The following is a 21527-nucleotide window of genomic DNA, read 5'->3' on the forward strand; positions in this document are numbered from 1 at the left end:
ATGTCCAGCTTATGTGACCCTCTCCTGTCAATCGTTGTGCCACTCGGCCCCAGTGAACCCGAGTGGCCACTCCTTCTTGACCAATTGAACCCTCTTCCTGCCGGCAGCGAAGTTATCCTTGTTGGCTATCAGGACGAGCAGCGCCCAGCCAAACTGGATGAACTTCCAGCTTCTTTGATTCACCTCGAGTGGACTTGGTGTACCACTGAACAAGGACGCGCCTATCAGCTCAATACAGGAGCAGAGAGAGCCACAGGAGATTACGTCTGGTTTCTGCATGCAGACACAATACTGAACAGAGAAAATGTTCAGAGCTTACTGAATGCCATTGATCAATATCCAGAACGATTGTTCTATTTCAATCTCTGGTTTCATGACAAAGAAACTCTTTGGCTATCCATTAACGAGTGGGGAGCCCGATTCCGCTCCGATGTTCTCGGATGCCCATACGGAGATCAAGGATTTTGCATCAGCAGAACACAGTTTCTCGACTTGAAAGGTTATCCCACCCAATCGCTATACGGTGAGGACCACGTATTCGTCTGGAAAGCCCGGCAAAACAAAATCCACCTGCACACCTGTGGCACCAGGCTGGGCACCAGCGCAAGAAAGTACCATGATGCAGGCTGGCTAAATCTGACCCTGAAATACCAGCACCTCTGGCTCAAGCAGGCAGCACCAGAATTTTTTAAATGGCTCAGGATAAAACTGAATAGAAACAGGGTCTAAACAGCTCCTATTACCTCCACTGGTCAGATCCTGCCTATGTACTAGGCTTGTCTGATCATAGTGCAAACTGAAGCCAGTAGCCGAATGCCCGACAAAAGTAAAACCATTGCCGTTATTTGCGGCGGCCTGTCCCCTGAAGCCGATGTCTCCAGACTTTCTGCAAGCCGCATTACCCCCTGCCTGGAAGAGCATTATGGAAATGTTGTCCATCTGGAACTGGACGCAACGCTTGGAGAACAACTCATAGCTCACCAGGTTGATGTTGCCTTTCCTGTAGCCCACGGCCCCTATGGCGAAGATGGCCGCCTGCAGGGATTACTCGATATTATGGGCGTCCCCTACGTAGGCTCTGGCGCTCTGGCCAGCGCCTGCTCTCTGGATAAAGTGGTGACCAAGCGTTTGCTGCAGCCCTCAGGGATAACCATGGCAAAAGACAGGGTCGTCTATCGTAACGAAAGCCATGAAGACGCCGCCCTCGACTGCATAGAAACCCTGGGACATAAAGTCATCATTAAGCCCTCGGGACAAGGTTCCGGCATTGGCGTACAGTTTGCCATGGGTTACGAAGACCTGATGGGCAAACTGAAAACCGGCCTGCAAATGGACGATAAACTGTTGGTTGAAGAGTTCATTACTGGTAGGGAAATCACCGCCGGCGTTTTACACATGGATGATTATCAGGTTTTGCCCGTCACCGAAATCACCACGCCAGATGGCGCCTGGTATGACTATGTCCACCGTTATACACCGGGTCTGAGCGACCACGTTATTCCTGCCAGAATCTCTGACGAACAGTATCGAAAAGTGCAGGAAATAGCACTTAAAGCTCACCAGACCCTGGGCTGTCAAGACCTCAGCCGTTCTGACTTTATTGTGCCTGAAACAGGTGAGCCTGTTTTCGCAGAACTCAATAACTTACCCGGAATGACTCCAACCAGTTTATTTCCAGACGGAGCGAGACACGCAGGAATCCCCTTTGATGCCCTGATTTGCAAACTGGTGGATCAAGCTTTAAAACGGGGAGAGAATATGCGTAATGGCAGGGAATACTGGCCGATCCCCAAGCTGGATATCCACCAACCGCTCTAGCACAGTCAAGCATTGCTATACGTGCCGTTCGTGCTGAGCCTGTTGAAGTGCATCAACCGCATCCTTCGACAGGCTCAGGATGAACGAGGTGTGTACTGTAATTAATACATGACTGCACTAGCGCGATTTTTTGCGATAAAAATACACTCTCTCTCCACTTATTAGTGGAGGAGTGTAATAAAGGCGTTTTGCTCTATCGTCAATGATCTGAATTTCATATTTAGAAAAAGCAGCCAAACATCACTTAATGATTGCAGGTAGGGCTCAAGCAATTGAATAGCCTCGGATAAAATCATCTATTGAATAACGAAAGGGGGGGAATCTTATCTATATCAGAAGGATCTTCGCTGCAATGACGGCTAAATAGCGTAGCTGGCGCTTGATCTGGATGAAACTACGCGTTTCAAACTTTCATCATTTAAGAAGAGTGAAATCGAGCCTGTATTTGTATTATAAGGCGTCGAGACGTAATCCATATTTTTCCTTATGAAAGCTTCCTTGACCGTTCTTCAGGACTCACGAAAGTTCCGGCATGATTCAGGGTTTAAAGGTGTGGAGCTCCTGAACCGCCTTGGCACGAGCGCCATTAAAGGCTTCTGGAGAGATACGAATAGCTTCGTCGATCACTGAATCAATCTTCTGACGATCCGCTACAGAAGGCTTGTTCAGCACATAATTGACCACTTCCTTGCTGTCGCCCGGGTGACCAATACCCAGTCGCAAACGCAGAAAGTCCTTATTATTGCCTAATGCTGAAATAATATCCCGAAGACCGTTATGCCCACCGTGACCACCGCCTTGCTTCAGGCGACCAACACCTGCAGGCAGGTCCAGCTCATCGTGAACAACCAAAATGGATTGGGGGGGAATTTTGAAGAAGGTACTGATAGCACCTACTGCCTGACCACTTCGATTCATGAATGTAGTCGGGTTTAGCAGACGGACATCCTGTCCATCGATGGTAATGCGAGCAGCCAGACCAAAGAATTTCTTCTCAGGCTGAAGGCTTGCGCCATAAGCCCGGGCGAGCTGCTCCACATACCAGAAGCCGGCATTATGGCGAGTATCATCGTATTGAGCTCCAGGGTTACCGAGTCCGACAACCAGCTTAATCGAGTGATCCTTCGCCATAATATCCTCCACAGCTATAAGCTGCGCTAAGAGCTTATTACTCTTCGCCGCCTTCTTCAGAAGCTTCTTCAGCTTCGTCTTCCTTAGCACCACGTACAGTCTGTACAGACGCTACGTCCAGGTCGTGACCTTCGCCCTGAAGCAGAGCAACCAGTTCAACACCCTTAGGCATAGTCAGGTCGGTCAGGTGGATGTGACCACCCAGATCAACATTAGCCATGTCTACTTCGATGAACTCAGGCAGGTCAGCAGGCAGACACTTAACTTCTACTTCTACACGAGCATGAGTGATTGCGCCACCTGCTTTCACACCCACACAGCTTTCTTCGTTCAGGAAGTGCAGTGGGATGTGAGTAGTTACAGCATGAGTAGCGTCAACACGCAGGAAATCCAGGTGCATAGCAAACTCTTTTGCCGGATGACGCTGAATATCCTTCAGGATAACCTGCTGGGCAGCACCTTCTACGTCCAGAGTAATGATCTGGGAGTAAAAAGACTCGGATTCCAGTGCTTTACGAATAGCACGAGATTCCAGAGTGATTTGAGCAGGCTCCTGCTCACCACCGTAGATTACGGCAGGGATCAGTTCTGCACGACGCAGGCGGCGGCTCGCACCTTTCCCTACGTCTTTACGTGCAACAGCGCTCAGAGCGATAGCTTCAGACATTTTCTTTCTCCAAAGGAATATCCCCGGTATCTTGCGACCAGATACCGGGGCTTTAATAAAGGCGCCATATCATACCGGCAATGAAGTCAATTGCAAAACAAAAGCTTCATTTTTACGGCAAATACTGCGCTTAACAAACAACCAGAAACGGCAGGAACAGAAAGGGCGCAGCCGCTATGGCTACGCCCTTTGATAGATCAGGCGAACTGTTTACTGAAACATAGCGCTGATGGATTCAGCGTTACTGATTCTGCGTACTGACTCAGCCAGCAGAGGAGACATATCCAGCTGACGAATACGGCCCAGAGCCTGAGCCGCAGGGCTCAGCGGAATAGTATTGGTAACTACCAGCTCATCCAGCTCGGAGTTAGACACATTCTCCAGAGCACGGCCAGAAAGAATGGGGTGAGTACAATAAGCAATCACTTTGGTAGCGCCCTTGGCCTTCAGTGCAGCAGCTGCAGCGCAAAGAGTACCGGCAGTGTCGACCATATCATCAACCAGCACACAGGTACGCCCGGTAACATCACCAATAATATTCATGACTTCAGACTTGTTCGCTTCAGGGCGACGCTTGTCGATGATAGCCAGATCAGTATTCAGACGCTTGGCCACAGCACGGGCACGCACCACACCACCGTGATCAGGAGAGACTACCATCAGGTTTTCATAGCCCTGACGCTCCATATCATCCAGCAGGATAGGTGAGCCGTATACGTTATCCACAGGGATGTCGAAGAAGCCCTGAATCTGGTCAGCATGCAGATCGACAGTAAGAACACGATCCACACCCACACCCGCAATCATGTCAGCCACCACTTTGGCACTGATAGGCACACGGGAAGAACGCGGACGCCGATCCTGACGAGCGTAACCAAAGTAAGGCAGTACCGCTGTGATACGAACCGCAGAAGAACGACGCATGGCATCTGCCATTACCAGCAGTTCCATCAGGTTGTCGTTGGTAGGCGCACAGGTGGACTGGATGATAAATACATCACGTCCACGTACGTTTTCCTGGATTTCCACTGCAATTTCACCATCGCTGAAGCGGCCAACATAGGCCTTGCCCAGGGGGATATGCAGGTGATTGACAACCTTGTGCACCAGCTCCGGATTTGAGTTGCCGGCAAACACCATCATTTTCGACACGGATAAGTACCTTGCTCTGGTCGTAGTCTTGGGTGGATGTAGCTCTTCGCCAAACGAGCAGAACCCTCATCACGTAGCTCAATAGAGAGTGCAATGAAAGTTACATCATTCTGTTTTGGGCTGCTTGGATTGGAAGCATTACCTTCGAAAGGTTCGAAGGAGAATGTTTTTTCCTGCGCGTTACGTCTCGTAAGGCAGTAGAGAGAGCTATCGGTAAGATAGGAATCGAAACATTGGCTGGGGTGGAGGGATTCGAACCCCCGCATGGCAGGATCAAAACCTGCTGCCTTACCGCTTGGCGACACCCCAGTAACATAATTTGCAGTCACTGAACGCGGGATAATGGATTTTAATTCACGCATGATTGAAGCTGACTGATCGAGTTGTGAAGCGGAGATGTATTGACACCGCGGGCAACAAAACCATTAACTTCTGAGTAGATTCCTGCCAGAGTCGCTTCCGCCTGTTCACGACTGGCAAACGGTACAAATACACATGCACCCGAACCGCTCATCATAGCCTGCCCCATGCTCGAATTTCCGGAATTATCCAACAGCATTAAACATTTATCAACTTCCGGATAAAGCCTGCGAACCAATGGCTGAAAGTCATTGGTCAGCTCATTTCCATGCAGCCCGTTCAATGCGGCGCAAACTTTAATGGGACGAGTATCTCTTGTCAATTCCTGATGACGGAACATTTCTGTGGTATTGACGTGACAGTCAGGCTTAAGCACCAGATACCAGTACTCCTCAGGCGTTACGGGAGTAAGCCTCTCGCCTACTCCTTCAGCAAAAGCCGCATACCCACGTACAAACACCGGTACATCAGCTCCGAGCTGCAATCCCAACTCTGCCAGAGTATCTTCATCAAGCTGCAAGCCCCATAAAATATTCAGACCACGAAGTGCAGTAGCGGCATCAGAACTGCCGCCTCCGACACCACCACCCATTGGCAAGCGCTTAACAAGGTTAATTCTGGCACCTTTGACACAGCCTGTATGAGCCTGCAAAAGCCTCGCAGCCTTCAGTATAAGATTGTCGTTATTAACCAGTTCAGGAACATCACACATCAGCTGCAATTCATCATGGGCTTCAAAAGTCAGCTCATCACCAAAATCGAGAAACTGAAAAACAGTCTGAAGCTGGTGATAACCGTCTTCGCGCCGTCCGACTATATGCAAGAAGAGATTTAGCTTGGCCGGAGCAGGCAGAACCAGAGCTGAAGACGACATCAATAAACCATCCTGAAATAAACAATCATGAGCGATTAAACCATTTTCAGCCCATAGACAAAAATGACTTTCTCAACATAAACAGCCATGAGCGGGAAATGCGGCTCGCCCTGAAACAAAAATGGCTACAGGGTCTGATAGAGCTGCATTTTTATAGTAAAGAAGAGCGTTTATTTTAGCTCCCAGCTTCTGGCAAACAGTGTTGCCTGCACCTCTCCCTGACGCACCTTGATTCTGGCAGGAAGGGTTACACCAGAAAAATCCTTGTACTGCAGGTATTCAACCTGCCAGCCCTGCTGACTGATCAGAGCCGGATAACCCTGATTATTCAATTGAATATTGGAGTCACTCTCGGGACTGGGCAACCCTACCACCCAATAGCGCAGCAGACTGACGGGCAAATCCCAACCCGTTAGCTCAAACAACAAACCTTCCGGGCTTACACCGCTATAACGCTGGCCAGAAGCCTCCAGCTCTACCGCGCCAGATTGCCCCTTAATTTTCGCCACGGACTGCCCCAGAGGCCCGTCCAGGTAAATAAGATATTGCCCGTTATTCTGTTGCCACTCCAGTGACAGAGAACCTGACTGCCCAGGCACCCTCAGGCCAAGACGCCCCTTGAGACTCCAGTCATCAAGCGCTTTCAGCTGCTGTTGATGCGTTTTCCACAAAGACTGTCGCTGAGACTCCGAATGAGCGGCCTCTGGCTTTGGAGCGGTAACACAACCGGATAGCCATAAGGTTAAAAGCATCAGTACAGTCAGCTTCAACCTTGAGCAATTATGAGATAGGTATGGAGTAGAAAACGGTGTTTGCATACTGCCTGTCTGGTTTTGCATGTAAAAAAGCGGGTCTTCTCAGACCCGTCACTTTTGATTACTCAGCCATTATTCAGCGATGGAGACTTTAGACTCAGGTGACACACCTGCCTCTTTGAGCGACTGTTTTTCCAATCGTTCACGAGTCTCTTTTAAAACATCACTGTCCGGAGATTTTTGCAAAGCCTCATCCCAAAGGGCTTTAGCGTCTTCTTTGCGCCCCAGAGCCCATAGCACCTCACCCAGGTGAGCCGCCACTTCATGGTCTGGATACTTTGCATAGGCGCTCTTCAAATAACCCAAAGCAGCCTGATAGTTTCCGAGTCGATAGTAAATCCAACCCATGCTATCCATAATGGCAGGGTCTTCCTTATCCAGGGCATAGGCTTTCTCAATCAATGCCCTTGCTTCTTCAAAGCGATCAGTTCGATCAGCCAGGGTATATCCCAGGGCATTCAAGGCAGCTGCATTTTCTGGCTGAGCCTTGATAATGGCACGCAGATCCTTTTCAAGATCATCAATACGTCCCATTTTTTCATACACCATAGCCCGACCATACAGCAGATTAACACTGTCCGGATAGCGCAACACGGCGCCTGTAAACAACTTTAATGCGTCATCCAACTCTGAGGCATTCACCAGAATTTCTGTTTCAAGCAAATACAGCTGCACAGCGTGTGCAGGAAAACGGTTACGGTCTTCATCCAGCTGCTGCCTGGCCTCTGCGACTTTACCCTGCCTTAGCTGCATCTGAATCAGAGCAACCCGTGACATCATAAATTCTTTGCCTGGCATAACGTTCAGAAAGTATTTTCTAGCCTGATCATACTGACCTCTCTGCTCCGCTATTCGACCCAGATAGTAGTTGGCCGTGCTTTTCCTCTGCCCCAGTGCTATCAGCTGCTTAAAGTACTCTTCAGACTCGTCAACCATATCATTCTCAAGCGCAATCAACGCCAGAGACAGTATGATCTCGACATCATGGGGTGACTGTTTCAGCAGAACCTGAAACTGATCCCTGGCTTCTCCCAATTTATCCAGATGCACCAGCACTCGAGCATAAATCAGACGTAACCTGGGGATTTCAGGGTGTTTTCTGACGGCATCAGCCAGCATTTTCTCAGCCTCGCCGCCTTTACCCATCTTGTTGAGGATTCGCCCCTTAAGAATGATGGCTTTGACATAACCCGAGTCTTTGGAAAGAAGCTGATCGCACAGTTTGATCGCTTCATTCAGCTGGTTGTCCTGCAGAAGAAGAATGGCTTTACCCAGTTTCAGTGACCGATGATCCGGGTAATCCTTAAGGATGCTGTCAAATGTGACCAGTAACTGCACCCGCTCATCTTCCGAAAGCTCCGATGCGCTGGCTGCGAGGAAATCAAAACTAGCTTCACCTTCAAGAGCCAGCACCTTTCTCATCTGCTCAACAGCACGATCCAGCTGACCCGCCCTTATCAACTCAATGGCACTGGCCTGCAAGGCTGCAGCATTGTCCTCATCCAGCTTTGCCCAAAGCACAGCGGCATCCAGAGAAGCCTGTCGGGCACCAATCAGTTGACTGATCTGATAGGCTCTTTTGGCAATACCTTTATCCTGAGTTTTATGAGCTTGCTTGAGATAATTGCCCAACGCCAGATCGTAGCGCTTGCGCTGACCACCCAGCTCAGCAACCAGCAAGTCATAAAGAGTGTCGGGCTCAAATGAAGCAACTGGTTCTTCTGGTTTGTTATTGACCGCAGGGGCTGACTCAGAATTCACTTCTGACTGCCCGGAATACTGAATTGAAGAACAACCTGACACCAGAATGGCTGCCAGCAATAAAGAGAAACCATTAAGTTTCTTCATGAATGGTATGCCTTTACCCGTTGGAAATAATGTCTGCACTGAATCCTGCTCCCAGGAGGCCGTTTATTCTCGGCCAGCCTCCTTTAGCCAGCAGTCCCGGATGGATCCGTTTTCAACTGCAGTCTTCTTTATCATGACATACGCCATTTATCGTGGAAAACACTTTGCTGCAGAGTCTGTGTCAGAAGACCGCACAAAATATTTTTCTTTCATATGGGTATGACTGGATACATCCGGGTTTGCAGTTGTTGCCGTTCCATAGGAGAATTGATCGGCCAAAAGAGCTGTTAAAACAGAGCAAAGATCAAGATTCTTTGTCTGTCTGATCACGCAACCTCTTGTTGATTGACGCCTGAGAGCTGCGCAAAAGGCAGGTCATTAACAGGGGCCTGACAACAAGTTGCAAACGATCAGGCATAAACAATCTGTCTGACATGACAGGAATTCACTCTGTTTTCGTTGCAATAAACACGGACAGGCTAACAGCCAGCGCTTGGCAACTGAATGTCCAGAATAGACTTTTCAGTCCGCTTCAGGCGGAAGAATCCAGGGCGAAAGACCAGCCAGCCGTCCAGTGTTGTAGAATAATGTACGGTCAATAATAGCAGTGAGATTCAAAAATACAGTCCAATCCTCTGTTTACATAACTATGTACTGGACTGAACAAACATACAATCTTCCCAAAGCTCGGTAATCGTTATCATTGAGCCGGGAGAGTACGAAGAGTTATGGCATGCGCTGCGATAAACAGAAAAACAGCCATGAGTCATTGAAACAATATGTCATCACCGCAGGAGATGAACAATTTTTCACAGTAAAAGTACAGCCATGTGGCTGACTAGAGCGTAAGAAAAGGCAACAGGACTTTATGGGGTATCTTACCGCCGGTATTAATCACAGAACTGCACCCATAGCCCTCAGGGAACAGGTTGCTTTTTCACCTGAGCAGCTGCCTGAGGCGCTTCAGGACGCCCGCCATTTCATGGGCACTGACGAAGTGGCGATACTGTCTACCTGTAACCGGACTGAGCTTTACTGCGCCAGTAACGCAGATTATCACAAGGCCCTTGAATGGCTGACTGGCTATCACAACCTGGATCATAAGCTGCTCGCAGAGCATAGTTACATTCATCACGAAAAGGCAGCAGTCCGCCACATGATGAGAGTGGCCTGCGGCCTCGACTCCATGGTTCTGGGTGAGCCACAGATTCTCGGCCAGCTCAAATCAGCCTATGCCCAGGCTCAGGAAGCCGGAACCATCGGCTCCCTGCTGTCGAGACTGTTCCAATACTGCTTTACCACGGCCAAACAGGTGCGTACCCATACTGCCATTGGCAGGCAGCCCGTTTCTATCGCTTATGCAGCTACCACTCTGGCGCGACAAATCTTTGCCGACCTGTCCGACAACACTGCACTGTTAATTGGCGCAGGTGAAACCATTGAACTGGTAGCCAGACACCTGCATCAACAAGGCCTCAGAAAAATCATTGTCGCTAACCGGACAATGAGCCGTGCTAAATTGCTGGCCGACAAATTTGATGGTAAACCCGCTCTTCTTTCAGACATTCCACACCTCTTGCCTGAAGCGGACATTGTTGTTGCATCAACAGCCAGCCCTGTTCCCGTGCTTGGCAAGGGCAGTGCAGAAAGAGCCATTAAAAAGCGCAAGCACCGCCCCATGTTTATGGTAGATATTGCCGTACCCCGAGACATTGAGCCTGAAGTAGCTGACCTGCCGGACATTTTCCTTTACACCGTTGATGACCTGCATGGCGTTATCCAAGACAACATGCAACAGCGACAGGATGCGGCAAAAGAAGCCGAATCACTGATTGAAACTGGCGCCTTCGAGTTCATGAGTCAGCTGCGCTCGCTGGACGCTGTCAATGTTTTGCGCAGCTACCGTCAGAATACCGAAGCCTTGAGAGATCTCGAGCTGGAAAAGGCCATACTGTCTTTAGCCAACGGCCTGCCTGCTGAACAGGTTCTGACCCAGTTTGCCCGCTCTCTGACTAACAAGCTCATGCACACACCCAGTGTACAGCTGAAAAAAGCCGCCGCAGAAGGCCAGAACAATCGACTGGAATGGGCCGAAGAGCTACTGGGGATTCACCGCCGTTACGAAAACCGTGCTAAAGAACCAACCCACTCTTAGCTCTGCAAGACATCACCTCCGTCCGACTAAAGAACAGTCGGAAGTAACCGGCTTTTTCTGTTTAACCCATCAGGTCCACTCCTGACATAGAATCGATTAAACCCACATGAAAAATCCAAACCTGGCCAGTCTAAGTGCCAAACTTGAAACCCTGCTGGAGCGTTTTGAGGAAATCGGCGCTCTGCTCAGCGACCCCGAAGTCATTGGCAATCAGGATAAGTTCCGCAAGCTATCCAAGGAGTATGCCGAGCTCGAGCCTGTCGTCAACGCATACCGTGAGTACGACCAGATTCAGAAAGACCTGGAAGATGCTAAAGCCATGCTGGACGACCCTGAAATGGCCGACCTGGCTGAGGAAGAGATCCAGAGCTGCGAAGAACAGCTACCCCCTCTGGCTCAAGAGTTACAACTATTACTTTTGCCTAAAGACCCCAGAGACACCAACAACACTTTTCTGGAAATTCGCGCGGGCACGGGCGGTGATGAAGCTGCCATTTTCGCCGGAGACCTTTTCCGGATGTACTCCCGCTATGCCGAGAAACGCGGCTGGAAAATCGAAGTGATCAGTGCCAATGACGGCGAACATGGTGGCTACAAAGAAATCATTTCCCGCATTGTTGGCAACAATGTGTTTGGTCAACTGAAGTTTGAATCTGGTGCTCACCGGGTACAGAGAGTCCCTGAAACAGAATCCCAGGGACGTATACATACTTCAGCCTGTACCGTTGCCATTATGGCCGAACCAGACGAGCAGGAAGCCATCGAGATCAAAAAGGAAGACTTGAGAGTCGACACCTATCGTTCATCCGGTGCCGGTGGACAGCACGTAAACACCACCGACTCAGCCATTCGACTGACTCACCTGCCCACTGGCATTGTGGTTGAATGCCAGGACGAACGCTCGCAACATAAAAACCGGGCCAAGGCCATGACTCTGCTTTCTGCAAAGCTGCAAGACGCCCAGGAAATGGCGGCTGCCAAAGAGATCAGTGATACCCGCAAAAGCCTGGTCGGTAGCGGTGATCGCTCAGAGCGCATCAGGACCTATAACTACCCTCAGGGTCGAGTAACGGATCACCGTATCAATCTGACCCTGTATAAGCTGCCTGAAATTATCGAAGGCGATCTGGATCCTGTGATTAATCCTCTTCTTCAGCAACACCAGGCCGACCTGCTGACAGGCTTATCGGATGAGTAGCCCAATGAGCAGGATTGACCGAACCCTCAGTGAGGCGACCCAGCGCCTCACTGACAGCCACTCTGCTCGGAGGGAACAAAGCAACACAGCTCGCCTGGACGCTGAAGTTCTGCTTTGCCATGTATTGGATAAACCATACAGTTATCTGTTTACCTGGCCTGAAAGAGAACTGACACCAGAACAACTCAAACAGTTTGAGTCACTGCTGGCACAACGAATAAAAGGCACACCTGTCGCTTATATCACAGGTGAAAAAGAGTTCTGGAGCCTGAAACTTAAAGTTTCTCCCTCTGTATTGATCCCCAGACCTGATACTGAGCTATTGGTTGAACTGGCACTCTCCATGCCGCTTTCAAATCAGGCAATCGTTGCTGATCTCGGGACCGGCAGTGGCGCCATTGCTTTGGCCATGGCTATTGAGAGACCAGAATGGACTGTCATTGGCGTTGACCGACTGCCCGAACCAGTGTCTTCGGCAAAAGAAAATGCAATTCTGAACCGGATTAACAATGCGACTTTTACTGAAGGGAACTGGTGCGCCCCATTGCCCGACCAGCTCGACATGATCGTGAGCAACCCGCCGTATATTCGAGAGGATGACGAGCATCTTTCTCAGGGCGATGTACAGTTTGAACCCAGATCGGCACTGACCGCTGGCAAAGACGGTCTTGATGATATTCGAATCATCAGTCAGCAGGCTATCCAGAAACTTCGCTCAGGTGGTTGGTTACTCTTTGAGCACGGCTATGATCAAGGCATGGATATACGCGTTATATTAGAGGCTGAAGGATTTACCCACACCAGTACAAGACAAGACCTGTCTAAGAAGGATCGCGTTACTCTGGCGCAGAAACCCCTGTGAATTCTTATTGATGAGAACAATAGCTCCATCTTGCACACAACTATACCCATTGGATTTCAAGATGCTACTAGTAGGTAGTAGGCGACAAGTGAGCGAAGCCCTGTAAGCCTACAAGTAGTAGGTGATCAGGGTGAGCGAACGCTGGCAACAACGTAGCATCTTGAAAGGCGATGGGTATATCAGTCAAACCACCAAAAACTCAGTATAATCTCAGATAATACTGTAAATTAATCATCTGCAGATTGGCGAACTGCATACAATTTCGATAAGCTTCCGCCCATTCAACCGCTCTCAAAAAAATCCTACAGGAGTCCGCCTGACTTTTGCCTATGACATTGTCTTAAGCACGGTGGCCTCTGGATGAGGGTGCGTTGACAATTAATCATGAATGCTCCGTGAAGGGCCCTCCGGGTGCTCCACATACTGGTCATTTACTGCGTCAGCGCTTGTTTGATGTAGAGAAACTACACCAGCATAAGCCTTTCCTGCACCTCCTTTACGGCAGCACTGAGCCCATGAATTAATTGTCAACGCGCCCTGGTAGAGTCTGCTCGTCCATTTGAATTTCTTCGGAAGAATCCATGCACCTAAGAAGGTTCCAGCAATTTTTGTATCAGGAGTATGCCGTTGGCGTGCTGTTGATAATTGCTGCTGCACTGGCGATGTTTGCCGCCAACTCCCCTCTTGCAGGCCTTTACGACCTGTTTCTCCAAACCCCTGTTCGCTTTGCAGTGGGCCCACTGGATATCCACAAACCCATGTTATTGTGGATAAACGACGGGCTCATGGCCATTTTCTTCCTGTTAATCGGGCTGGAAGTGAAATATGAAGTCATGAAAGGAGACCTGAGCACGCCCGCCCAGATAGCTCTTCCCGGTTTTGCGGCTGTAGGCGGCATGGTGATTCCTGCCCTGATTTATGCTGCTCTCAACTTTACCGATCCTGCAGCTCTCAAAGGCTGGGCCATTCCTGCAGCAACAGATATTGCTTTTGCTGTTGGTGTGCTGGCACTGCTGGGTAAAAGGGTTCCACCCGCCCTGAAAATTTTCTTGCTGGCACTGGCCATTCTTGATGATCTGGGTGCCATTATCATTATTGCCTTGTTTTACACCAGTGACCTGTCTATTACATCAATGATTCTGGGCTCCATTTTTGTGGGTATGCTGGCTATCATGAACCGAATGGGGGTCACCAAGACCACACCCTACCTAATCATTGGTGCGCTGCTCTGGATATGCGTCTTGAAATCGGGCGTTCATGCCACACTGGCAGGTGTCATTCTGGCGCTAACCATTCCTCTGGACCTTAGAGACAGTCGTGGACGCTCTCCTTTGAAAAAGCTTCAGCATCAGCTCCACGGCAAAGTGAACTATTTTATTCTCCCCATCTTCGCATTTGCTAATGCCGGGCTGGAACTGTCACCTGAGCAAGTGGCAACATTAGCAGACCCTATTCCTCTGGGTATTATGCTAGGCCTGTTTGTAGGCAAGCAGCTCGGTGTTTTCAGCTTTTGCTGGCTGGCTATCAAAACCGGAATAGCCAAAATGCCAACTGATACCAACTGGATTCAACTTTATGGACTCGCCATGCTCTGCGGTATTGGCTTTACCATGAGTTTATTCATTGGCTCACTGGCCTTTGAAAATGATCCACAGTTCCTGTCGACCGATCGGATAGGTATTCTTGCTGGCTCATTCCTTTCTGCTGTTGTCGGCTATCTCGTACTGTTTAAAGCAGGCGGAAAAAAGCAGGCATCCTGAGATCACTTGCAGCTTTCTCATACTGGAAAGCTGCATTCCCCCGATGCTCTCGTTTGGTTATACTCCCGTAGCTCTAACCTAAACTCAAACGACCATAGGCGATAGAAAAATACTTCATCGTCTATGGCAATGAAAAATTTCCAGGAGCCGGTCGGATCTAAGCTTCAATTTTGTAACCCCGTGGATTTCAAGATGCTACCTTCAGTCGCCCAGACACAGGAGCTTATAAAGAGTAAGTGGCCGGAGTGAACGTGCGATGACCAGAACAGGGCATCTTGAAAAACAATGGGGATCGCTGTCTTAAATCCGACCAACTCCAGGGTAGACAGGAAGTAGGGATGAAAAATACCGGAGCATTGCTGGTTAATCTGGGGTCACCCGATAGCCCCCATGAACATGATGTACGAAACTATCTGAATGATTTTTTGATGGATGGCCACGTCATCGACATGCCCTGGCTGGTTCGACGTCTGATTGTCAGCTTGTTTGTTCTGCCCAAAAGACCGGCCCAGTCTGCCAAAGCCTATGCGTCTGTCTGGACTGAAAAAGGCTCCCCCCTGATCAGTATCAGTAAAGACCTGCAAGAAGAAGTGCAAAAGCTAACCACTATGCCAGTTGAGCTGGCCATGAGGTACGGCAAACCCGATATGGAAAGCGCACTGGTCAGGCTGGCCAGCAAACCTGAAATCAAGGAAGTTTTGCTATTCCCTCTCTACCCTCATTACGCCATGTCTACTGTCAAAACAGTGGTTGAGAGAGCTGAAAAAATCATAAGCACACACAAACTCCCGGTAACTTTAAAAGTACACCCGGTGTTTTATGATCACAATGCCTATATTGAAGCACTGGTTGAAAGCGCCAAAGATTATCTGGAAAAAGAATTTGATCACATCGTTTTCAGCTACCATGGAGTGCCAGAAAGGCATATTCGCAAAGATGATTGCACGGGCTCACACTGCTTACAATCAGACGACTGTTGTCAGAAAGCTTCTCCTGCACACCAGACCTGCTATCGACATCAGGTCTATAGAACCACTGCCTGCTTTGTAGAAAAAGCCGATATTCCCGTAGACAAATACACTGTCGCCTTCCAGTCCAGATTAGGAAGAGATAAGTGGTTGGAGCCATCCACCAGCAGCATTATAAAATCACTGGCACAGCAAGGAATAAAAAAGGTTCTGGTGATCTGTCCAGCATTTGTTGCTGACTGTCTGGAAACTCTGGAAGAAATTGGAATGGAGGCCAAAGAAGATTTCATAACCGCTGGCGGTGAATCTCTGGAGTTAATCCCCTGTCTGAACACTCACCCTGCCTGGACAAAGCTTGTCACCCACTGGCTGGAGAAGCCGCTTCAGAACTAACTTTTGAGTGAACCCGGCTCCTGTTCTAAAGAGTGCCGGGTTCGCCAATTCACCCCTGATTCAGAAAGCTAGTTAGTCCAGGATCTGCCAGCGACCGACTCAAAACATCACTCAGCACTTTATCAATCAGCTCTTCATTTTTATCATCAGAAGGCGCTTTGGGTACACGCTCACTGATTTCACTGGAGTATACCCCCTCAAAACTCTGACCATTCTTTATAACCCTGGCCCGAATTTTTGCACTCAGATCAACCTGAGTAATGTAACTGCCTTCAGGAACACGGTACTCCAAGCTATCCAGGTACACCTGGAATTGGGGCACTTCCTCAGACTCTGTAACTCTTAACCCCATTTCACGCAAGCCCAACTCTACAGAAGAGCGAATAGCCAGAGCTAACCGATCATTAGTGGTGATCGCATTGGTACTCGAGTAGACTCCCCCCCTATTGCCAAGAGACCGGGACAACCTTTCATCATAAACAGTGACACTGACCGTTCCCTGCAACTGCTTAATGGGCTTTTCCACGGCGATTCTGGGGTTTACATCCACTTCCTGAGGGCTCAGGGCGCACCCGCCCAGCGCAAGGGCTCCCAGCAAAATGACTGACGCTTTTTTCATGAGTCCGGCTATCCTTTGATGGGTAAGATACCCATGACGAAAGAAAAGAATGATACGTAGTTAATCAGCCGAGGCCGTTAATTAAAATATTTTCATAAGAATTCTCGACCTGAATCCTATCCAGTCTCGAAAACTGGATCAACCAACTTGGCAAAGCGGTTCATAGAAGATATAGTGCGATCTACAGAATCCATAAAATAACTTTTACGTTGATTCAGAAAGATGAATGTGGTCACGAAACACCAGCCCGGACACATCCAGGCCTCTGACAATAGCAACAGCAATATGCGGGTAACCACTTCCCGTAGTACTGTAGTGTTCACTCCCAAATCTATCTTTCGCCCTGCCCTTCTACTACTCCTACTGCCTTGAGCAGACTATATAATTTCACCTTCGACCCCGGCCGTCTGGCCCTCTGACCCAAGAGTCAGTACAAGATTATATTTTTAATAATTCCAAACTGCCAAAAGCAGAAAGTGCTGTCTGTCGCAAAACAGAACTCATCATTTACAGCGCTTTCAACCAGGTTTGAGCAGAATAAGCAGCCTTGAGCTATTAACAATACAGCCTTGAGCTGATAGAAGAACAGCTGGAGCAACAACCATGAGCAATGATCAGGTTATTATTTTCGACACCACTTTGAGAGACGGTGAGCAGAGCCCCGGTGCAGCCATGACCAAGGATGAAAAGGTCCGGATTGCCAAGTCACTGGAAATGCTCAAGGTTGACGTCATTGAAGCAGGCTTTGCCATTGCCAGCCCAGGTGACTTTGATGCTGTAAAAAGCATCGCTGAAACCATCAAAGACAGCACTGTTTGCAGCCTTTCCCGTGCACTCCCCAAAGATATCGATGCTGCTGCCCAGGCTCTGAAGCCGGCTGCTCAAGGTCGCATCCATACCTTCATTGCCACCTCTCCACTGCACATGAAGCATAAGCTCTGTATGACACCTGACCAGGTTCTGGAGCAAGCCATAGCATCGGTTAAACAAGCACGTAACCTGATTGACGATGTCGAGTTTTCCTGTGAGGACGCGGGTCGATCAGATATTGATTTCATGTGTCGCGTTATCGAAGCCGTTATTGACGCAGGTGCTCGCACCATCAACATTCCTGACACGGTTGGCTATGCGCTGCCACATCAATACGGCAACATGATTGCCCAGTTAATTGAGCGAGTTCCCAACTCTGACAAAGCCATTTTCTCTGTGCATTGTCATAATGACCTCGGACTCGCGGTTGCCAACTCCCTGTCTGCTGTAGTGAATGGCGCCCGTCAGGTCGAGTGCACAATTAATGGTCTGGGAGAGCGAGCGGGTAATGCCTCACTTGAGGAAATTGTCATGGCGATCCGCACCCGCCAAGATGACCTCAACGTTGAAACTGGCATTAATACCCAGCATATAGTCCCTACCTCTCGCCTTGTTTCAGGTATTACAGGCTTTCCGGTGCAACCTAACAAAGCAATTGTAGGTGCAAACGCCTTTGCTCATGAATCTGGCATCCACCAGGACGGTGTACTGAAAAACCGTGAGACCTATGAAATCATGAAGGCTGAGGATGTTGGCTGGAACACCAACCGTCTGACTCTGGGCAAATTATCCGGTCGCAGCGCCTTCAAATCTCGCATGGAAGAGCTGGGCATTACTTTTGCCGACCGTGATGAACTGACTGAAGCCTTTAACCGCTTCAAGATTCTGGCAGACAAAAAATCTGAAATTTTCGATGATGACCTGCAGGCACTGGTCAGCGATGTCCGCTCCAGTAATGAAGAGGAAAAATATCGCCTGGTTGAGCTGGAAGCAGGCTCAAGCACCGGAAAGACACCAGAAGCGCGTCTGGTTATTGCTGTCGATTCAGAAGAAAAAGAAGTACGCAGCGCGGGTGATGGTCCTGTAGATGCGGTCTTCAAAGCGATAGAAAGTATTGCTGATTCAGGTGCCCGTCTGGCATTGTATAATGTCAGCGCTATAACCAGCGGCACCGACTCTCAGGGTGACGTCAGTGTGCGATTGGAAAAACAGGGTCGTATTGTCAATGGCTCCGGAGCCGACACCGATATCGTAGTCGCTTCCGCCAAAGCCTATATCAATGCACTGAACCTGCTGAATACTGACCGACCAAAAACCAATCCTCAAACAGGAAACGTGTAACAGCCATGCAAGGCAGGATCAACGAGCGAACAAGACAGCATTATCTCGACGCTATGGGAATCCAAACCTGGTTTCCAAGGCAGATCCTGCCCAATGCACTCCCTCCCAGGGAGTTTGATTTTCCAGAGGAAGAATTTGAACCTGAGACACCCTCAGCTCTTTCTGGCACTCTGGAATCTGTGCAGACCTCCGAGGCTGCCATGGGTGTATCAACGGCAAAAGATTTACTGGGCATTAGCAATACTGTCAAGACAAAACCAGAAGCCAAGCCAGATGCACCCGTCATAAATAAGCTTGTTACTGAAACCCGACTTGTAGAAGTCAGCAAATTCAGACTGGTCACCCTGCCCGCCAATGAGCACTGCCTAGTGGTAGCAGAAATGCCACATTCGGGCCTGAATCAGTTTTCACGCTTTCATCAGCGATTACTTAGCGATATTCTTCGTGCTATTAAAATGCCTGCTGAAAGTGACCCACTGCCTTCCAGTGAATTTATCTGGCCACTGGGCAACATTGGCCTGATGGAGCATCTGAGCCAAGACGACTCTGCCGCTGCAGATGCTGTATGTGCATACCTCAGCAATCAGTTTGGCCTTGCCAGACGAAAAGTAGTTCTGCTCTTTGGTCAGGCCGCTGCCCGTTTTGTTATAGACCCAAACCGCTCATTTGGTGACTTGAGAGGTCTACAAAAAGGGCTTCACTCGGACCAACACTTTGTTGTCACTCATGGTTTAAATGAGTTGATGAAACTTCCCGCCCTGAAATCAGAAGCCTGGCAGGATATTTCTCCTATTATCAAAGAACTGACTCTGTCATAGCCAAAGCCATGAGCACAAAAATCAATGATGTTGCCCGTGGTATTATTCGGCACCTGACAACGCTCAGTTATCACGGAAAATGAAACCAATATGCTGTCGTTTAGAGCAATGACCCACCAGGACCTTCCAGAACTGGCTGCTATTGAACAGGAAGCCGGGCCACACCCCTGGAATCAGAAGCATTATGTGGACAGTATTGACTCTGGCCACCTCTGCGCTGTGGCTGAGTACAAGGGCAAAATTGTAGCTCAGGGCGTTATCATGGCTGCAGCAGACGAAGCCAGCCTACTGATTTTAACTGTGGCACGTAAAGAGCAAGGCAAGGGTTATGGCTCCGCCATGCTGCAACATTTGATCGAATCTTCAGTTGAAAAGGCTGAAACCCTGTTTCTTGAAGTGCGGGAGTCCAACGAAAAAGCTTTTAACCTTTATCTCAATGCAGGTTTCAGTGAAATTGGCCGTCGTAACAACTATTACCCATCAGGAAAAGATCATAAATCCGAAGATGCCATAGTGATGGCTTTGGACCTCAAGCACTTTTGATACGTTACCCTGCACAGCATTGCCTAAGGATTGCCCGGGCAATAGCCCTGCCAACTCCCGGTCACCGGATTCCAGCCACACTCAGCATACAACCGCTCAAAGTGAACTTTTAATGCCTGCAGGTTCTTTTTCTTTGGTTTGCTGATACCTTCTGGCAGGCTTAGTGCCTGCACATACGAATAAGGATTCTGAATCCCATTCAGCATGGTTCTTAGCCGTCCCCTTTCCAGAGAAGCTTCTGTCTTTCCTCGAGCAAAATACCACTTCTGTGACGGGCTGCCTCCCGGAAAACACGGTAAGAGAGAAAAACCACCGGGAACCCAGGTCAAACAATATCGATAGCCTGCAGCACGATTAAAAATTCTTTTCGTTTTTAAATCATGTCGCCAAACCTGACTACCGTGACTATCACACGCCGTTAATGCAATGGATGCGGCTGAATAACAACGGCTTTTATCTGTCGCTTCAGATAAGCAACTTTCTGCCGCTTCGGCATTGAGGCAAACCCTCGGATGCTGATTGACCAACATCACATCCTCAGTCAGGCGTTCAGAAACCCAGAACGCGCCCTCCGACCTCTCTTCCCATTCTAAAGCAGGCTGAATCTCTTCTGCCGGAGCTTCTTCTTCAGGAAGACGAGGTTTATCAGGTTGCGGCTCCTCAACGGGTTCTTCATCACCCCTATTAGCCCCCTTCTCTTCAGAATCACTTTTTTCTTCTTCCTGATCAGGCTTTCGATCACGGCCAGGCTCTGCCTCTTCATACTCACAAACGATCTGCCCGGTGTTTAAATTCTTATAACACCTTCTTTCTCCCATATCAGATTCAAGGTATCGATAGGCGAGTGGCACTGGGTCATCACTCTTATCGATCAGAGCCATATAACTGCTTTTCTGTTGCCCATCTAAAGCATTGGATAACCTTCCCTGTTCATCAAACGTCCAGATCTGGGCACGGGTAGACTCAATACATGGCAACATCTCCAGCGTCTCTATCATCCTGGATAGACACATACTGGTGGCATAGCCTTGAAAGTGAATGGTTTTTTTCTGGAAGTTATAATGCCATTTCTGAGCAGAACTACTTTCATCGCAAGGCTTAATTACAGCCCGGTTTCTTGGGTAGCAAACACTCCCTGGCTCTGGATCCTGATGCACACAAGCCTCAAACTCGATACCCTCTACATCAATTTGAAGGCAGTCCAGACTGTCTTCTTGCTGAAGAAAGAATCGATTGGCAAAACGTTCAACCACAAGATTGTTGTCAGATACTTCTGCTTTGGAAGTCGACGAGAAGAAAATAAGGAATGTCCAAAACGGAAAAAACAGCCACAGTGAAGCAGGAATAACTACCAGTCTGTTCTTGTAGTTCCACTTACCTGCCATCTTAGCTGCC

Annotated in this window: 18 protein-coding genes and 1 tRNA gene; 10 read left to right on the forward strand and 9 right to left on the reverse strand. The window is 48.9% G+C overall.

Annotated features, from left to right (window positions below; all coding sequences use genetic code 11):
• Window positions 1-729: a glycosyltransferase gene (locus GZ78_RS01725; protein ID WP_051785720.1), complete on the forward strand. Its 729-nt coding sequence runs from the start codon at window positions 1-3 to the stop codon at window positions 727-729.
• Window positions 730-813: 84 nt separating this feature from the next.
• Window positions 814-1818 carry a D-alanine--D-alanine ligase family protein gene (locus GZ78_RS01730; RefSeq protein ID WP_051785721.1) on the forward strand — a complete coding sequence of 335 codons (1005 nt, stop codon included), beginning with the start codon at window positions 814-816 and terminating at the stop codon, window positions 1816-1818.
• A gap of 537 nt (window positions 1819-2355) precedes the next feature.
• Here the strand turns inward: GZ78_RS01730 and pth are convergent.
• The 7 genes from pth to GZ78_RS01765 form a co-directional block, all read right to left on the reverse strand.
• Window positions 2356-2949: an aminoacyl-tRNA hydrolase gene (gene pth, locus GZ78_RS01735; protein ID WP_034833978.1), complete on the reverse strand. Its 594-nt coding sequence runs from the start codon at window positions 2947-2949 to the stop codon at window positions 2356-2358.
• Between the two features lie 37 nt (window positions 2950-2986).
• On the reverse strand, window positions 2987-3616 hold the full coding sequence (locus GZ78_RS01740; protein WP_034832275.1) for a 50S ribosomal protein L25/general stress protein Ctc: 630 nt from the start codon (window positions 3614-3616) through the stop codon (window positions 2987-2989).
• A 210-nt stretch (window positions 3617-3826) separates the two neighbouring features.
• Window positions 3827-4768 carry a ribose-phosphate pyrophosphokinase gene (locus tag GZ78_RS01745; protein WP_034832278.1) on the reverse strand — a complete coding sequence of 314 codons (942 nt, stop codon included), beginning with the start codon at window positions 4766-4768 and terminating at the stop codon, window positions 3827-3829.
• Between the two features lie 234 nt (window positions 4769-5002).
• Window positions 5003-5077: transfer RNA gene (locus GZ78_RS01750), tRNA-Gln, on the reverse strand.
• A gap of 40 nt (window positions 5078-5117) precedes the next feature.
• Entirely contained in the window at window positions 5118-6002 is an 885-nt protein-coding gene (gene ispE, locus GZ78_RS01755) for a 4-(cytidine 5'-diphospho)-2-C-methyl-D-erythritol kinase (protein ID WP_034832281.1), read from the reverse strand.
• A gap of 170 nt (window positions 6003-6172) precedes the next feature.
• Window positions 6173-6820, reverse strand: coding sequence for a lipoprotein insertase outer membrane protein LolB (gene lolB, locus GZ78_RS01760; RefSeq protein WP_161787285.1), 648 nt, complete (start codon window positions 6818-6820; stop codon window positions 6173-6175).
• Between the two features lie 69 nt (window positions 6821-6889).
• Window positions 6890-8665: a tetratricopeptide repeat protein gene (locus GZ78_RS01765; RefSeq protein WP_051785722.1), complete on the reverse strand. Its 1776-nt coding sequence runs from the start codon at window positions 8663-8665 to the stop codon at window positions 6890-6892.
• A gap of 868 nt (window positions 8666-9533) precedes the next feature.
• Between GZ78_RS01765 and hemA the strand changes: the two genes are divergently transcribed.
• The 5 genes from hemA (at window position 9534) to hemH (ending at window position 16001) form a co-directional block, all read left to right on the forward strand.
• The gene (hemA, locus tag GZ78_RS01775; RefSeq protein ID WP_034832288.1) at window positions 9534-10820 is read left to right on the forward strand and encodes a glutamyl-tRNA reductase; all 1287 of its coding nucleotides are present in this window, start codon (window positions 9534-9536) and stop codon (window positions 10818-10820) included.
• A 106-nt stretch (window positions 10821-10926) separates the two neighbouring features.
• On the forward strand, window positions 10927-12018 hold the full coding sequence (gene prfA, locus GZ78_RS01780; RefSeq protein ID WP_034832291.1) for a peptide chain release factor 1: 1092 nt from the start codon (window positions 10927-10929) through the stop codon (window positions 12016-12018).
• The gene (prmC, locus tag GZ78_RS01785; RefSeq protein WP_201772635.1) at window positions 12011-12880 is read left to right on the forward strand and encodes a peptide chain release factor N(5)-glutamine methyltransferase; all 870 of its coding nucleotides are present in this window, start codon (window positions 12011-12013) and stop codon (window positions 12878-12880) included. The genes prfA and prmC overlap by 8 nt, the downstream gene beginning before the upstream one ends.
• A gap of 581 nt (window positions 12881-13461) precedes the next feature.
• On the forward strand, window positions 13462-14640 hold the full coding sequence (nhaA, locus tag GZ78_RS01790; RefSeq protein ID WP_051785723.1) for a Na+/H+ antiporter NhaA: 1179 nt from the start codon (window positions 13462-13464) through the stop codon (window positions 14638-14640).
• A 338-nt stretch (window positions 14641-14978) separates the two neighbouring features.
• Entirely contained in the window at window positions 14979-16001 is a 1023-nt protein-coding gene (gene hemH / locus GZ78_RS01795; RefSeq protein WP_034832296.1) for a ferrochelatase, read from the forward strand.
• 49 nt (window positions 16002-16050) lie between these two features.
• Here the strand turns inward: hemH and GZ78_RS01800 are convergent, their stop codons facing one another.
• A complete protein-coding gene (locus tag GZ78_RS01800) occupies window positions 16051-16620 on the reverse strand; it encodes a YajG family lipoprotein (protein WP_034832299.1) in 570 nt (189 codons plus the stop codon).
• Window positions 16621-17223: 603 nt separating this feature from the next.
• Between GZ78_RS01800 and GZ78_RS01805 the strand changes: the two genes are divergently transcribed.
• The 3 genes from GZ78_RS01805 (at window position 17224) to rimI (ending at window position 20132) form a co-directional block, all read left to right on the forward strand.
• Complete coding sequence (locus GZ78_RS01805) at window positions 17224-18771, forward strand: 2-isopropylmalate synthase (RefSeq protein WP_034832301.1); 1548 nt, start codon at window positions 17224-17226, stop codon at window positions 18769-18771.
• 5 nt (window positions 18772-18776) lie between these two features.
• Window positions 18777-19589, forward strand: coding sequence for a uracil-DNA glycosylase family protein (locus GZ78_RS01810; RefSeq protein ID WP_034832303.1), 813 nt, complete (start codon window positions 18777-18779; stop codon window positions 19587-19589).
• 90 nt (window positions 19590-19679) lie between these two features.
• Window positions 19680-20132: a ribosomal protein S18-alanine N-acetyltransferase gene (gene rimI, locus GZ78_RS01815; protein WP_034832305.1), complete on the forward strand. Its 453-nt coding sequence runs from the start codon at window positions 19680-19682 to the stop codon at window positions 20130-20132.
• Between the two features lie 23 nt (window positions 20133-20155).
• Here the strand turns inward: rimI and GZ78_RS01820 are convergent, their stop codons facing one another.
• Window positions 20156-21517 (reverse strand): ricin-type beta-trefoil lectin domain protein, encoded by a 1362-nt coding sequence (locus GZ78_RS01820; protein ID WP_152558492.1) that lies wholly within the window; start codon window positions 21515-21517, stop codon window positions 20156-20158.
• Window positions 21518-21527 lie beyond the last annotated feature (10 nt).

The sequence above is a fragment of the Endozoicomonas numazuensis genome, assembly GCF_000722635.1.
Taxonomy (GTDB): Bacteria; Pseudomonadota; Gammaproteobacteria; order Pseudomonadales; family Endozoicomonadaceae; genus Endozoicomonas_A; species Endozoicomonas_A numazuensis.

Coding starts and splice junctions, on each gene's coding strand:
- hemH (WP_034832296.1), top strand. CDS start 14,979: ATGAAAAATACCGGAGCATTGCTGGTTAATCTGGGGTCACCCGATAGC.
- nhaA (WP_051785723.1), top strand. CDS start 13,462: ATGCACCTAAGAAGGTTCCAGCAATTTTTGTATCAGGAGTATGCCGTT.
- hemA (WP_034832288.1), top strand. CDS start 9,534: ATGGGGTATCTTACCGCCGGTATTAATCACAGAACTGCACCCATAGCC.
- prfA (WP_034832291.1), top strand. CDS start 10,927: ATGAAAAATCCAAACCTGGCCAGTCTAAGTGCCAAACTTGAAACCCTG.
- GZ78_RS01810 (WP_034832303.1), top strand. CDS start 18,777: ATGCAAGGCAGGATCAACGAGCGAACAAGACAGCATTATCTCGACGCT.
- prmC (WP_201772635.1), top strand. CDS start 12,011: ATGAGTAGCCCAATGAGCAGGATTGACCGAACCCTCAGTGAGGCGACC.
- GZ78_RS01740 (WP_034832275.1), bottom strand. CDS start 3,616: ATGTCTGAAGCTATCGCTCTGAGCGCTGTTGCACGTAAAGACGTAGGG.
- pth (WP_034833978.1), bottom strand. CDS start 2,949: ATGGCGAAGGATCACTCGATTAAGCTGGTTGTCGGACTCGGTAACCCT.
- GZ78_RS01765 (WP_051785722.1), bottom strand. CDS start 8,665: ATGAAGAAACTTAATGGTTTCTCTTTATTGCTGGCAGCCATTCTGGTG.
- GZ78_RS01820 (WP_152558492.1), bottom strand. CDS start 21,517: ATGGCAGGTAAGTGGAACTACAAGAACAGACTGGTAGTTATTCCTGCT.
- lolB (WP_161787285.1), bottom strand. CDS start 6,820: ATGCAAACACCGTTTTCTACTCCATACCTATCTCATAATTGCTCAAGG.
- GZ78_RS01730 (WP_051785721.1), top strand. CDS start 814: ATGCCCGACAAAAGTAAAACCATTGCCGTTATTTGCGGCGGCCTGTCC.
- ispE (WP_034832281.1), bottom strand. CDS start 6,002: ATGTCGTCTTCAGCTCTGGTTCTGCCTGCTCCGGCCAAGCTAAATCTC.
- GZ78_RS01805 (WP_034832301.1), top strand. CDS start 17,224: ATGAGCAATGATCAGGTTATTATTTTCGACACCACTTTGAGAGACGGT.
- rimI (WP_034832305.1), top strand. CDS start 19,680: ATGCTGTCGTTTAGAGCAATGACCCACCAGGACCTTCCAGAACTGGCT.
- GZ78_RS01725 (WP_051785720.1), top strand. CDS start 1: ATGTCCAGCTTATGTGACCCTCTCCTGTCAATCGTTGTGCCACTCGGC.
- GZ78_RS01800 (WP_034832299.1), bottom strand. CDS start 16,620: ATGAAAAAAGCGTCAGTCATTTTGCTGGGAGCCCTTGCGCTGGGCGGG.